Here is an 11642-nt window from a genome sequence, read left to right as displayed (position 1 = left end):
GCTAAGGCTTGATTTCAAGGGGAGAACCAAATCATGCACTTCAGGATGACCCTGCCCGCGGCAGCGTTCGCTGCCGTCGCGGTGCTGACCGGCACCAGCCCGGCCCAGGCCTGCGGCGTCGATGCCTATATCGGGCAAATCTGCTATTTCGCCGGTAGTTTTTGCCCCCAGGGCACCTACCCGGCCACGGGCGGTACCCTCCAGAACTACCAAGACCAGGCGCTGCTCTCCTTGATCAGCACCCTCTATGGCGGCAGCCAATCCAGCAGTACCTTTATGGTCCCCAACCTGGCCGGGCGCCTGGGCGTCGGCACCTCCCCCACCCTGACGATCGCCACCAAACGCGGTCAGATGACCAGCAACGTAAACTTGATCCAGCATACCCATACCGCCACCTACAATCCCGCCGGCGGGACCACGCCGCTGCAGATCAACGCCACGGTCAAAGCCAGCCAGAGCAACGGTACCCACACCGACGCCGCCGCCGGCGACCTTCTGGCCGTCGCCAATTATAATGGCGCCGCCTGGCCCCATTACGCCCCGGCAACGGCCGCCGGCACCATGGTCACCCTGGCTGGCGCCAGTGCCCCCATCACCGGCAGCGGCACCCCGACCCTGGCCGCCACCGGCAGCGATCCCACCCAACTGACGGCGCTGAGCATCGTACCGGCCGAGTTGACCCTGACCGCCTGCATCGTCGGCTATTCCGGCGGTGTTTACCCCATGCGGCCCAACTGATTTTCGTCGATCGACTTGATCCTCAATGCATTCCAGGAGAGACATTTCATGAAAACTCTCGCTTCCCCCGCCTTGCGCCGCCGGCTCTGCACGAGCGCGGCGCTGGCCATGCTGACCTTCGCCACACCATCTTGGGCCTGCGGCACCGAGGGCTATGTGGGTGAAATCTGCTTTTTCGCCTTTAATTGGTGCCCGCAGGGATTTGTCCCCGCCAATGGCGCGACCTTGCCGTTGCAGCAAAATGTTGCTTTGTATTCCTTGACCAACAACGTCTATGGCGGCGACGGCAAGACCAACTTCAAGGTCCCCAATCTGGTCAAAACCGGCATCATCGGTTCGGGTACCGCCGCCGATCTGGCCGCAAACTTCCAGTGGAGCAAGCCCTATGGCAGCGCCACCAAAACCCTGACCATGGCGCAAATGCCGAGCCATACCCATGCCGCCACCTTTGCCCCCGACCAGGGCACTCCTCTGCAAGGCGCCCTAAGCCTGACCGCCAAGCAAGCCAACGCCACCTTGCCCATTCCGGCCAATGGCGCGGTGCTGGCCGGCCTGACCGACACCTCGGCCACACCGGTGGCCAAGAAGTCGTACGCCAACGGCACGGTCGCCGGCGCCGTCGTCTCGCTGGGCGGGACGAGCGCCACCGTCACCGGCACCGGCGCGGTGACCGTCAACGCGGCCGGCGCCGCCACCCCGATCCCCACCAGCCCGCCGGTGCTTGGCCTGACCGCCTGCATCGTCACCCAGGGCTATTATCCGCCGCGGGATTGACGCGACACGTCATATTCGGATTTTGGGAGTTTACCCATAATGAAAACCACCTTCCTGTTGTCCCACGCCGCCGCTGGCCTGATCCTGGCCGCCGGACTGACCCTTGGCTCCGACGATGCCCTGGCCTGCAACGGCTCAAGCCCGTATCTGGGCGAAGTCTGCCCGGTTGCTTTCAACTGGTGCCCGGTGGGCACCCTGCCGGCCGATGGCCGAACCCTGACGGTCAATGAAAACGAGGCCCTGTTTACCCTGCTCGGCACTACCTTTGGCGGTAACGGCACCACCACGTTCGGCTTGCCCAACCTGAACAACGCCTCTGTGGTCGGCAGCAACCCTGCCGCCTCTCCGTCGGGCCTGGGGGTCGCAAGCGGCCAGAACTCGGTGGCCTTGACCACGGCCAACTTGCCCGCCCACACCCATGCCGCCACCTTGAGCGTCAATCTGGCGACGACACCGGCATTGGCCGCCAAGCAAGCCCGCGGCAACGACACCTTGCCGCAGGCGGGTGATGCGTTGGCCACCGCCATTACCCAGGTGGGGCCGTCTGTGAACCCCGTTTCCTCCTACATCCCCGCCGCCAGTGCTGGTTCGACCGTCGGCTTGGGCGGGGCCGTCACCGGCTTTTCCGGCACCGGGCAGGTCACTGTCGCCAACTCCGGCATTCCGGTCAGCATCAACACCATCCCGCCGCAATTGGCGCTGACGTACTGCATCGCCACCACGGGCATTTTCCCCCAGCGGCCCAACTGATCGCCCCGCTTTCGCTCACAACAAAAAGCCCCCGCCAAGCTTTGGCGGGGGCTTCGTCTTTGCCATCGGGCGAAAGAAGAAAGAAGCTTACTTCTTCTTCTTTTCCGCCTTCTTGATGCCGACTTCGATGATGGCGGCGGCGTCTTCCGGGCCCTTCCAACCCAAGCACTTGACCCACTTGCCCTTTTCCAGGTCCTTGTAGTGGGTGAAGAAGTGCTCGATCTGCTCGATCAGGGTGGTGGGCAGATCGGTATAGCTGGCGACGTTGTCGTAATAGGGATGCAGCTTGGGATGCGGCACCGCCAGGATCTTTTCGTCCTGGCCGCTTTCGTCTTCCATCAGCAGCACGCCGATGGGACGGCAGCGCATGACCGAGCCGACGGCGACGCCGTGCTTGCCGACGACCATCACGTCCACCGGATCACCGTCTTCCGACAGGGTGTGAGGGATGAAACCGTAATTGGTCGGATAGAACATGGCGGTGTGCAGGAAACGGTCCACGAACATGGCGCCGGATTCCTTGTCGATCTCGTACTTCACCGGGTCGCCGCGCAGCGGGATTTCGATGATGACGTTGACGTCGTGGGGCGGGTTCTTGCCGATCGGGATCTTCTTGATGTCCATTTTATTGTCCTTGTTGCCTTGTCAAAGCGGCCTCGGGGTCCAAATACCCCAAACCGAGGTCGCGCGCCACAGCCTCGTGCGTGACATTTCCACTGTGGATGTTCAATCCCGCTTTTAAATGCGGGTCTTCGGCCAATGCCCTGGCCCAACCCTTGTCGGCCAAGGCCAGAACAAAGGGAAGCGTGGCATGCCCAAGCGCGAAGGCCGAGGTGCGGGCGACGGCGCCGGGCATGTTGGTGACACAATAATGCACCACGCCCGATTGCACATAGGTGGGCTGGGCGTGGCTGGTGGGACGCGAGGTGGCGATGCAGCCGCCCTGATCGATGGCGACGTCGACGATGACCGAGCCGGGCCGCATGGCGGCGACCATTTCCGCCGACACCAGACGCGGTGCGGCGGCGCCGGGGATCAGCACGGCGCCGACCAGCAGATCGGCCTGGGGCACCAGCGTTTCGATGGCGTCCAAGGTGGCATAACGGGTCAGGATGCGGCCGCCGAAGGCTTCGTCCAGATGGCGCAGGCGGGGCAGGGATTTGTCCAAGATGGTCACCCGCGCCCCCAGGCCCAGGGCCAGACGCGCCGCATTGCTGCCGACCACACCGCCGCCCAGCACGACAACGTGCCCCGGAGCGACGCCGGGCACGCCGCCGAGCAGGATGCCGGCGCCGCCTTGTTCCTTTTCCAGGCAATGGGCGCCCACCTGGGCGGCCATGCGCCCGGCCACTTCACTCATGGGGGCCAAAAGCGGCAGGCCGCCTTGGCCATCGGTCACCGTTTCATAGGCGATAGCGGTACAGCCGGACTCGAGCAAGGCGCGGGTCTGTCCCGGGTCGGGGGCCAGATGCAGATAGGTGAACAACACCTGACCGGGACGCAGCAGGGAATATTCCGCCGGTTGCGGCTCCTTGACCTTGACGATCATATGGGCGGCGGCGAACACCTGGGCGGCGTCATCGGCAATCTCGGCCCCGGCCTGGATATAGACCTCGTCGCCGCAGCCGATGCCGGCCCCGGCGCCGGTCTGCACCAAAACCCGGTGGCCATGGGCCACCAGTTCGCGCACCGCCGCCGGTACCAGACCGACGCGGTATTCATGGGTCTTGATCTCTTTGGGGACGCCGACAAGCATGATGGTGCCTTTCGCTTTGTTCCAGGATGAACCCAAGTTCAGCCGGGTTCAACCCGGGCCTTTCGCATCATCCACAGCAACAACAGCAAACCCGGCACGGCGACCAGGGTGGACAGCAGGAAGAAATCGACCCAGCCCAGCCGCTCCGCCAGCAAACCGGTGGTCGAGGCGATCAGGGTGCGGCCCACCGCCGCCAGCGACGACAAGAGCGCGTATTGGGTGCCGGTATAACTGAGGCTGCACAGGCCCGACATATAAGCGACGAAAGCGGCCGAGCCCAAGCCGCCGGTGAAGTTCTCCACCGCGATGGTCAGGGTCAGGGCCAGGATATCGTGCCCCATCACCGCCTGCCAGGCGAACATCAGGTTCGAGCCCATTTGCAACACGCCGCACAGCAACAGGCTTTTGAACAGGCCGAAGCGGGCCACCAGCACGCCGCCGACGAAGGTGCCGGCCAAGGTGGCGGTGAAGCCGAACACCTTGGAGACGGAGGCGATCTCGTTCTTGGAAAAGCCCATGCGTACATAGAACGGATTGGCCATCACTCCGGCGAAGGCGTCGCCCAGCTTGTACAGCAGGATGAAGGCCAGCACGCCCAGGATCATCCAGCCCTGGCGCCGGGCCATGTCCATGAACGGATCGGCCACCGCGTGCCTGAGCCAGCCGGTCACCCCGGGCGGCGGCGGCGGCAGGTCGGCCACCGGCTCGGCATTGGCCAGCACCGTCGCCATGCCCACCAGCACCAGGGCCGCCATCACCGCGTAGGTCAGGCTCCACGAGCCGCTGAACTGGGCCAGATACAAGGCCCCGGCCCCGGTGGTCAGCATGGCGATGCGGTATCCCGCCTGCACCGCCGCGGCACCGGCGCCATATTGTTCGGCATCCAGGATTTCGACGCGATAGGCGTCGATGACGATGTCCTGGCTGGCCGAACAGAATGCCACCACCACCGCCAGCAGCGCCGTCAGTTCCGGTCGTGCCGCCGGGTCGTTGAAACCCAGGCCCAGCAAGGCGGCGATCAGCAAGGTCTGGGTCGCCAGCATCCAGGCGCGGCGCCGCCCGAACAGACGGGTCAAGAGCGGCAGGCGCACGTGGTCGATCAACGGCGCCCAGGCGAATTTGAAGATATAAGGGGTGCCCACCAGCGCGAAATAACCGATGGTGGCCAGCGACACCTTGGCCTCGGTCAGCCACAGGGCCAGGGTCGAGCCGGTCAGGGCCAAGGGCAGGCCGCTGGAGAAACCCAGCAGCAATACGGTCAGGATGCGGCGGTCGCCATAGACCGCCAGCGCCTTGGCCAATTTATCCATGATGCGTTCCGACCAGACAGAGGAAGGCCAGCATTGTCCGGCCAAGAGTTAAAGCCGCGCTAAAACTGATCCAGTTCCGTATCCCAATACAGGAAATCACCCCAGGATTGATGCAGGAAATTGGGGGGAAAGCTGCGCCCATTCTCCTGTAGTTGGAAATTTCTGGGCTCTTTCGGCCAGTTCAGCAGGCGCATGCCGGCCTGGGCCACCAGTTTGTGCCCCTTTTTGACATTGCAGGGCGAACAGGCGGCGACCACGTTGCCCCAAGTGGTGCGTCCGCCCAAGGCGCGCGGGATGACATGGTCGAAGGTCAGATCGTGGGTGGCGAAATCCTGGCCGCAATACTGGCAGGTGAAGTGATCGCGCAAGAAAACGTTGAAGCGGGTGAAGGCCGGGCGGTTGGGGGCCGGCACGTATTCCTTCAGCGAAATCACGCTGGGCAGGCGCATGCGCGACGATGGCGAGCGGATTTCGCGTTCGTATTCCGACACCACGTTGACGCGATCGGAGACAACGGCCTTTACTGCCTCCTGCCATGACCACAGGGACAGCGGAAAATAGCTGAGCGGGCGGAAATCCGCGTTCAGCACCAAGACGGGATAGCCTGAGCCTACACTCAATAGCACCTCCATCGGCAGCTGCCACAAGATAGAGGTTTTAGCCGGTCAAATCCATCCCCGTCCTGATGACTGATCGGTGAAACTATTGGGGCAATGGCAAGCCAAAAGCCTGACGCAGGAAGGCGGTGGCCAGGGCCAGGCCGGGGCCGTCGATGGAGTGATCGAGGTCAGGACGCAATTCGGTCAGTACCGGAATGCCCACCGCCGCCAAGGTCCGTTCCGCCGTGGCCAGACTGGCCGGGTTGACCACCGGGTCGGCATCGCCATGGACCAGCAGCACGCGCGGACGCGACAGCACTTCATCGGCCAGGGTTTCGCCCGCGACCACGGCACCGGAAAAGCCGACGATACCGGCGCAGGTCTTGGCCCGGCGCGGCGCCACATGCAGCGCCATCATGGTGCCCTGGCTGAAACCGATCAGGGCCAGATCGCTGTCGTCCAGGCCGTATTCCGCCAGTTTGGCGTCGATGAAAGCGTCGAGCAGCGGCGCGGTGGCGCGGATACCCGCCGCCAGGGCCGGACCGGATCGATCCTGTAATGAAAACCATTGCCGCCCGAACGGGGCCATGTCATAGGCGAAGGGAGCATCGGGGGAGATGAACACCGCGTCCGGCAGCATGGGCGCCACATAGGGCACCAGACCGAACAGATCGGCGCCGTCCGCCCCCACCCCGTGCAGCAGGATAACCACTTGGCGGGCAATTCCGCCCGAGGCGGGCGGGGCGACATGGGCGTTCAGGGTCATGATGCGTCCTTGGCAGGCAGTGGCGGAAGCGTCGATTATGGTATGATCGGGGCCATGAACCAAGCCTCCGTGATCACCCGCTTCGCCCCCAGCCCGACGGGATACCTGCATCTGGGCCATGCTTTCTCCGCCTTGTTCGCCCAACATCAGGTGTGGACGGCGGGCGGGCGCTTTCTGTTGCGGCTGGAAGATATCGACACCGTCCGCTGCCGGCCGGAATTCGCCGCCGCCATCCTTGACGACTTGGCTTGGCTGGGTCTGCACTGGGATGGCCCCGTGCGCACGCAATCAGAGCACCTGGACGATTACCGGTCGGCTCTGGATCACCTGCAGGGTCGCGGCCTGCTTTATCCGTGCTTTTGCACCCGCAAGGAGATCGCGGCGGAAATCGCCCGTTCCGGCCATGCTCCGCACGGCCCCGACGGCGTGCTCTATCCGGGCACCTGCCGTGGTCTTGATCCCGGCGAACGGCAACACCGCCTGGACAGCGGCCAGCCTTATGCCTTGCGCCTGGATATGCGGGAGGCCGTCGCCCAGGCCGGGCCGCTGATGTGGCGCGACCTGGATGCCGGTGTGCAGATCGCGCGACCGGAAATCTTTGGCGACGTGGTGCTGGCCCGCAAGGACACCCCCACCAGCTATCATCTGGCGGTGGTGTGGGACGATGCCCTTCAAGGCATTACCCTGGTGACGCGCGGCAATGATCTGTTCGAGGCCAGCCATGTGCACCGTTTGTTGCAGGCGCTGCTGGCCCTGCCGGTGCCCGATTACCGCCACCATGCCTTGCTGACCGATGCCGAGGGCCGCCGCTATGCCAAGCGCGACAAGGCGCTGACCATCGCCAGCCTACGCCAAAGCGGCCACACGCCCATACAGGTGCAGGCCCTGGCCGGATTCATTCCGCTTGCGACGTGAAGTGAAGGGTGGTGATCAGGCCCAGCCAGGTGGCCCCGGCCAGGACGGCGCCCAGGACGACGATCCAATATTCGGTGCTGGGCACCTTGGCGATGACGCCCAAGGTGGCCATGACGGCGATGCCGACGATGACGGTGAAGATGGACGAAATGAAAAGCAGACGTTTGGCGTTCATTTTTTGCCTCCCCTTATATGCAGCAAGTCTACAATAAAAGACGCCCCCTTGCATCAGCCCAACCGCTTGCGTCAGCATGGCGACCCCGTTTTTCAGGATGCAGTCATGACCGAGGAAGACCCGACCCAGCGCCACAAAGACAAGATGGCCAAGAAAAAGGCCAGCCGCGACAAGCTGATGGCGAAGAAGCAGGGCGAGAAAGGCTTGCTGATCGTCCATACCGGCGCCGGCAAGGGCAAGTCCAGTGCCGCTTTCGGCATGGCCATCCGCTGCGTCGGCCACGGCTTCAAGGTCGGTATCGTCCAGTTCATCAAGGGTGCCTGGGACACCGCCGAACGCCGGGTGCTGGAAGGTTTTCCCGATCTGGTCACCTTCAAGGCCATGGGCGAGGGCTTCACCTGGGAAACCCAGGACCGCGAGCGCGATATCGCCGCCGCCGGTCGTGCCTGGGAGGTGGCCCGCGCAATGCTGGAAGACGACAGCATCCGCATGGTCATTCTGGACGAGATCAACATCGCCCTGCGCTATGATTATTTGGCCCTTGATCCGGTCCTGGCCGCCATCGCGGCAAGGCCCGAGGGCCAGCACGTGGTGATGACCGGGCGCAACGCCTTGGCGCCGGTGATCGAGGTCGCCGATCTGGTCACCGAGATGACCCTGGTCAAGCACCCGTTCCGCTCGGGCATCAAGGCCCAACCTGGGGTCGAGTTCTGAAAGAGGGAGGATGGTCATGCTGTCGCGTCTGATCGTCATGCTGGTCGTGCTGTTGACCGCCGTGCCGGCTGGGGCCGATGTCGTCACCGATCAGACCATGCTGGTGGCCAAGGCCGCCAACACGGTCGAGCGCCTGCGCCGCGACACTGGCCTGCAACGCGACCTGGAAAACCGCCTCAGCCGGGCGCGGGCCGTGCTCATCGTCCCCGATCTGGTCAAGGGCGGTTTCATTTGGGGGGCGGAATGGGGAACCGGGGTGCTGCTGACCCGCGATTCATCCGGCCAGTGGTCGGGACCGGCCTTCTATTCGGTCGCCTCGGGTTCGGTCGGCTTACAGGTGGGGGTGCAGGACGCCGAGGCCATTTTCGTCATCATGAGCGATTCTGGCTTGCGTGCGATCATGGAAAACCGCTTCAAGGCCGGCGCCGATGCCGGCATCGCCGTCGCCCATGTGGGGGCGGGGGCGGAAGCTTCCACCACCAGCAATACCGGTGCCGATATCTACGCCTTCAACAAGGCCATGGGCGCCTATGGCGGCGCCAGTCTGGAAGGATCGGGCATTTTGCCCCGACATTCGTGGAATGCTGCCTATTACGGCGGCAATCCGACGCCCGAGGATATCGTCATCAACCGTCGCCTCGACAGTCCCCAAGCCGCTCGTCTGCGTGATGTCCTTGGCCGCTGATCGCCCCTTCGCCGCCCTGATGTTCCAGGGTACCGGCTCGGATGTCGGCAAGTCGCTGATGGTCGCCGGGCTGGCCCGTGCGTTCACCTTGCGCGGGCTGAAGATCCGTCCGTTCAAGCCGCAGAACATGTCCAACAACGCCGCCGTCACCGCCGATGGCGGCGAGATCGGGCGCGCCCAGGCCTTGCAGGCCCGCGCCTGCGGAATCCCGCCCAGCCGCCACATGAATCCGGTGCTGCTGAAGCCGCAAAGCGAGACCGGCGCCCAGGTGGTGGTGCAAGGTCAGGTGCTGACCACTGCCGGCGCGCGCGATTATTATCGCCTCAAGCCCAGCCTGCTGCCCAAGGTGCTGGAAAGCTTTGCCATCATCGGGGATAGCGCCGACATGGTGCTGGTGGAAGGCGCCGGCAGCGCGGCGGAAGTCAATCTGCGCGCCGCCGACATCGCCAATATGGGCTTCGCCGAAGCGGCCGACGTGCCCGTCATTCTGGTCGCCGATATCGATCGCGGCGGTGTCATCGCCAGCATCGTCGGCACCTGGACTATCCTGCCGGCGCCGGAACGCGCCCGCCTCAAGGGTTATGTCATCAACAAGTTCCGCGGTGATGCGTCCTTGTTCACCCCGGCCATCGACTTCATCCGTGACCAGACCGGCTTGCCCTGCCTGGGCGTGGTGCCGTTCTTCGCCGAGGCCGGGCTGTTGCCGCCGGAAGATTCAGCCTCGTTGCGTAACCATAATAAAGAGGGTGCGATCAAGATCGTCCTTCCGCAATTGCCGCGCATCGCCAATTTCGACGATTTCGACCCGCTGGCCGCCGAGGCCGATGTGGATTTGCGCTTCATCCCCCCTGGCCAAGCCCTGCCCGGTGATGCCGATCTGATCATTCTGCCCGGCTCGAAATCCACCATCGGCGATCTGGATTTCCTCCGCGCCCAGGGCTGGGATGTGGATGTCCACGCCCATATCCGCCGTGGCGGTCGGGTATTGGGCATCTGCGCCGGCTTCCAGATGCTGGGGCGCTCGGTCAGCGACCCGTTGGGGGTGGAAGGCACAGCCGGGGGGCGGGCCGAGGGCCTGGGTTGGCTGGCGGTGGACACCGAAATGGCCGGCGACAAGATATTGACCCTGATCGAGGGTCATGATGTCCACGGCGTGCCGGTACGCGGTTATGAAATGCATATGGGCCGGACTATGGGCACTGATTGCGCCCGCCCGTTACTGACCTTGGCCGGCCAGCCCGATGGCGCCATCAGCGCCGATGGTCGGGTCATGGGCTGTTATCTGCATGGATTGTTCGCGTCCGATGCGTTCCGCTCTGCCTTCCTGGCGCGCTTACGTCCCGGACGTGGTGACGGCATCGCCTACGACGCCCAGGTGGACGCGGTGCTGGATAAGCTGGCTGATCACTTGGCCACCCATATGGATTTGGACCAGTTACTCAGACTTGCAGCCACCACACCAGGATAACCAGACCGGCATCCATCAGGCAGGCGGCAGAGAACAGGTGCAGCGCCCGGTCGATATCGGCGAAGGTGGCCCGCGCCCGGCCTTTGCCAATCCATTTTTCATCCACCACCAGGCCGGGATATTTGCGCGGTCCGCCCAGGGCCAGACCGAGGGCGCCGGCCATGGCCGCCTCGGGCCAGCCGGAATTGGGTGATTTGTGGTGGCGGGCATCGCGGATCATGGTGGTGATGGCGCGAAACGGATTGCCGCGCGCCGCCACCAGGGCGGCGAGGGCGATGATCAACCCGGCCAGCCGCGCCGGGATCAGATTAAGGACATCGTCCAGCCGGGCCGAGGCCCAGCCGAAGGCCCGGTATTTTTCGTTTCGGTAGCCGACCATGCTGTCCAGGGTATTGACGGTCTTGTAGACCAGGATGCCGGGCAGGCCGAACAGCACGTACCAGAACACCGGGGCGACCACCGCGTCGGAAAAGTTTTCCGCCAGCGATTCGATGGCGGCGCGGCACACTCCGTGTTCGTCCAGGCTTTGCGGATCGCGCCCGACGATGCGCGAGACAGCATAGCGCCCGGCCTCCAGGCCTTTATGTTGAAGGGCGCGGGCGACGTCGTCCACATGCTCGAACAGACCGCGCTGAGCCAGCAATGTGGCGACCACCAACACCTCGATCACCCAGGCATGGGGGATGGCACGGGCGACGAAGGAAATCACCGCACCGATCAGTGCTGATATGCCGACCAGCCCGACGACCATGACAATCCCGCGCACTTTCCGTTCCGCCGCGCTGCGTTCGGGCTTGTTCAGCCGGCGGTCCAAAGCAGCGATGGCGCGACCGATCAGCACCACCGGATGCGGGATCAGGCGGAACAGCCAGGACATCTCGCCCAGCACGGCATCCAGCCCCAAAGCCAGAAACAGCAGGAACAGGCCGTCGGGGGCGTGGCCGAATTGAGTAAAGAGCGGCAGCATGGCCCGCACCATAGCGAAGTCATGA

At 64.3% G+C, this 11642-nt stretch carries 14 protein-coding genes; 7 read left to right on the top strand and 7 right to left on the bottom strand.

Features of this window, described 5'->3' with window-relative positions; translation table 11 throughout:
- The first annotated feature begins 33 nt into the window (after positions 1-33).
- The 3 genes from MGMSRV2_RS15985 to MGMSRV2_RS15975 are packed head-to-tail and all read left to right on the top strand — an operon-like array spanning position 34 to position 2262.
- Positions 34-738 carry a phage tail protein gene (locus MGMSRV2_RS15985; protein WP_024081398.1) on the top strand — a complete coding sequence of 235 codons (705 nt, stop codon included), beginning with the start codon at positions 34-36 and terminating at the stop codon, positions 736-738.
- 48 nt (positions 739-786) lie between these two features.
- Positions 787-1512: a phage tail protein gene (locus tag MGMSRV2_RS15980; protein WP_024081397.1), complete on the top strand. Its 726-nt coding sequence runs from the start codon at positions 787-789 to the stop codon at positions 1510-1512.
- 39 nt (positions 1513-1551) lie between these two features.
- Positions 1552-2262: a phage tail protein gene (locus MGMSRV2_RS15975; RefSeq protein WP_024081396.1), complete on the top strand. Its 711-nt coding sequence runs from the start codon at positions 1552-1554 to the stop codon at positions 2260-2262.
- Positions 2263-2349: 87 nt separating this feature from the next.
- Here the strand turns inward: MGMSRV2_RS15975 and ppa are convergent, their stop codons facing one another.
- The 5 genes from ppa to MGMSRV2_RS15950 all read right to left on the bottom strand — a co-directional run bounded on the left by ppa (position 2350) and on the right by MGMSRV2_RS15950 (position 6693).
- Positions 2350-2886: an inorganic diphosphatase gene (gene ppa, locus MGMSRV2_RS15970; protein WP_024081395.1), complete on the bottom strand. Its 537-nt coding sequence runs from the start codon at positions 2884-2886 to the stop codon at positions 2350-2352.
- A 1-nt stretch (position 2887) separates the two neighbouring features.
- Entirely contained in the window at positions 2888-4018 is a 1131-nt protein-coding gene (ald, locus tag MGMSRV2_RS15965) for an alanine dehydrogenase (protein WP_024081394.1), read from the bottom strand.
- 38 nt (positions 4019-4056) lie between these two features.
- Entirely contained in the window at positions 4057-5328 is a 1272-nt protein-coding gene (locus MGMSRV2_RS15960) for an AmpG family muropeptide MFS transporter (protein ID WP_024081393.1), read from the bottom strand.
- A 59-nt stretch (positions 5329-5387) separates the two neighbouring features.
- Positions 5388-5960, bottom strand: a complete 573-nt coding sequence (locus MGMSRV2_RS15955) for an HNH endonuclease (RefSeq protein WP_024081392.1) — start codon at positions 5958-5960, stop codon at positions 5388-5390.
- Positions 5961-6030: 70 nt separating this feature from the next.
- On the bottom strand, positions 6031-6693 hold the full coding sequence (locus MGMSRV2_RS15950) for an alpha/beta hydrolase (protein WP_024081391.1): 663 nt from the start codon (positions 6691-6693) through the stop codon (positions 6031-6033).
- Between the two features lie 54 nt (positions 6694-6747).
- Here MGMSRV2_RS15950 and gluQRS point away from each other — a divergent pair, with 54 nt between their 5' ends.
- Positions 6748-7608 carry a tRNA glutamyl-Q(34) synthetase GluQRS gene (gene gluQRS / locus MGMSRV2_RS15945; RefSeq protein ID WP_041634675.1) on the top strand — a complete coding sequence of 287 codons (861 nt, stop codon included), beginning with the start codon at positions 6748-6750 and terminating at the stop codon, positions 7606-7608.
- Here the strand turns inward: gluQRS and MGMSRV2_RS15940 are convergent.
- A complete protein-coding gene (locus MGMSRV2_RS15940) occupies positions 7589-7783 on the bottom strand; it encodes a hypothetical protein (RefSeq protein WP_024081389.1) in 195 nt (64 codons plus the stop codon). The two genes, gluQRS and MGMSRV2_RS15940, sit on opposite strands and share 20 nt — an antisense overlap.
- Positions 7784-7888: 105 nt before the next feature.
- Here MGMSRV2_RS15940 and cobO point away from each other — a divergent pair, with 105 nt between their 5' ends.
- Genes cobO through MGMSRV2_RS15925 form a run of 3 tightly spaced genes read left to right on the top strand, consistent with a single transcriptional unit; the run spans position 7889 to position 10650 of the window.
- A complete protein-coding gene (gene cobO, locus MGMSRV2_RS15935) occupies positions 7889-8497 on the top strand; it encodes a cob(I)yrinic acid a,c-diamide adenosyltransferase (protein ID WP_024081388.1) in 609 nt (202 codons plus the stop codon).
- Between the two features lie 16 nt (positions 8498-8513).
- Positions 8514-9182, top strand: coding sequence for a lipid-binding SYLF domain-containing protein (locus MGMSRV2_RS15930; protein ID WP_041634673.1), 669 nt, complete (start codon positions 8514-8516; stop codon positions 9180-9182).
- The gene (locus MGMSRV2_RS15925) at positions 9166-10650 is read left to right on the top strand and encodes a cobyric acid synthase (protein WP_041633682.1); all 1485 of its coding nucleotides are present in this window, start codon (positions 9166-9168) and stop codon (positions 10648-10650) included. The genes MGMSRV2_RS15930 and MGMSRV2_RS15925 overlap by 17 nt, the downstream gene beginning before the upstream one ends.
- Here the strand turns inward: MGMSRV2_RS15925 and cbiB are convergent.
- Entirely contained in the window at positions 10622-11617 is a 996-nt protein-coding gene (cbiB, locus tag MGMSRV2_RS15920) for an adenosylcobinamide-phosphate synthase CbiB (protein WP_041634671.1), read from the bottom strand. The two genes, MGMSRV2_RS15925 and cbiB, sit on opposite strands and share 29 nt — an antisense overlap.
- Positions 11618-11642 lie beyond the last annotated feature (25 nt).

Origin of the sequence: Magnetospirillum gryphiswaldense MSR-1 v2 (assembly GCF_000513295.1) — a bacterium.
GTDB classification, from domain to species: domain Bacteria; phylum Pseudomonadota; class Alphaproteobacteria; order Rhodospirillales; family Magnetospirillaceae; genus Magnetospirillum; species Magnetospirillum gryphiswaldense.
Note: the sequence above shows the minus strand (reverse complement) of the source record. Positions and strands in the feature narration are given on the sequence as shown.

What these genes read in the sequence shown, in the direction of transcription:
- ald (WP_024081394.1), bottom strand. Translation starts at nt 4,018, where the DNA reads ATGCTTGTCGGCGTCCCCAAAGAGATCAAGACCCATGAATACCGCGTC.
- MGMSRV2_RS15950 (WP_024081391.1), bottom strand. Translation starts at nt 6,693, where the DNA reads ATGACCCTGAACGCCCATGTCGCCCCGCCCGCCTCGGGCGGAATTGCC.
- cobO (WP_024081388.1), top strand. Translation starts at nt 7,889, where the DNA reads ATGACCGAGGAAGACCCGACCCAGCGCCACAAAGACAAGATGGCCAAG.
- gluQRS (WP_041634675.1), top strand. Translation starts at nt 6,748, where the DNA reads ATGAACCAAGCCTCCGTGATCACCCGCTTCGCCCCCAGCCCGACGGGA.
- MGMSRV2_RS15980 (WP_024081397.1), top strand. Translation starts at nt 787, where the DNA reads ATGAAAACTCTCGCTTCCCCCGCCTTGCGCCGCCGGCTCTGCACGAGC.
- MGMSRV2_RS15985 (WP_024081398.1), top strand. Translation starts at nt 34, where the DNA reads ATGCACTTCAGGATGACCCTGCCCGCGGCAGCGTTCGCTGCCGTCGCG.
- MGMSRV2_RS15925 (WP_041633682.1), top strand. Translation starts at nt 9,166, where the DNA reads ATGTCCTTGGCCGCTGATCGCCCCTTCGCCGCCCTGATGTTCCAGGGT.
- ppa (WP_024081395.1), bottom strand. Translation starts at nt 2,886, where the DNA reads ATGGACATCAAGAAGATCCCGATCGGCAAGAACCCGCCCCACGACGTC.
- MGMSRV2_RS15960 (WP_024081393.1), bottom strand. Translation starts at nt 5,328, where the DNA reads ATGGATAAATTGGCCAAGGCGCTGGCGGTCTATGGCGACCGCCGCATC.
- MGMSRV2_RS15930 (WP_041634673.1), top strand. Translation starts at nt 8,514, where the DNA reads ATGCTGTCGCGTCTGATCGTCATGCTGGTCGTGCTGTTGACCGCCGTG.
- MGMSRV2_RS15955 (WP_024081392.1), bottom strand. Translation starts at nt 5,960, where the DNA reads ATGGAGGTGCTATTGAGTGTAGGCTCAGGCTATCCCGTCTTGGTGCTG.
- cbiB (WP_041634671.1), bottom strand. Translation starts at nt 11,617, where the DNA reads ATGCTGCCGCTCTTTACTCAATTCGGCCACGCCCCCGACGGCCTGTTC.
- MGMSRV2_RS15975 (WP_024081396.1), top strand. Translation starts at nt 1,552, where the DNA reads ATGAAAACCACCTTCCTGTTGTCCCACGCCGCCGCTGGCCTGATCCTG.
- MGMSRV2_RS15940 (WP_024081389.1), bottom strand. Translation starts at nt 7,783, where the DNA reads ATGAACGCCAAACGTCTGCTTTTCATTTCGTCCATCTTCACCGTCATC.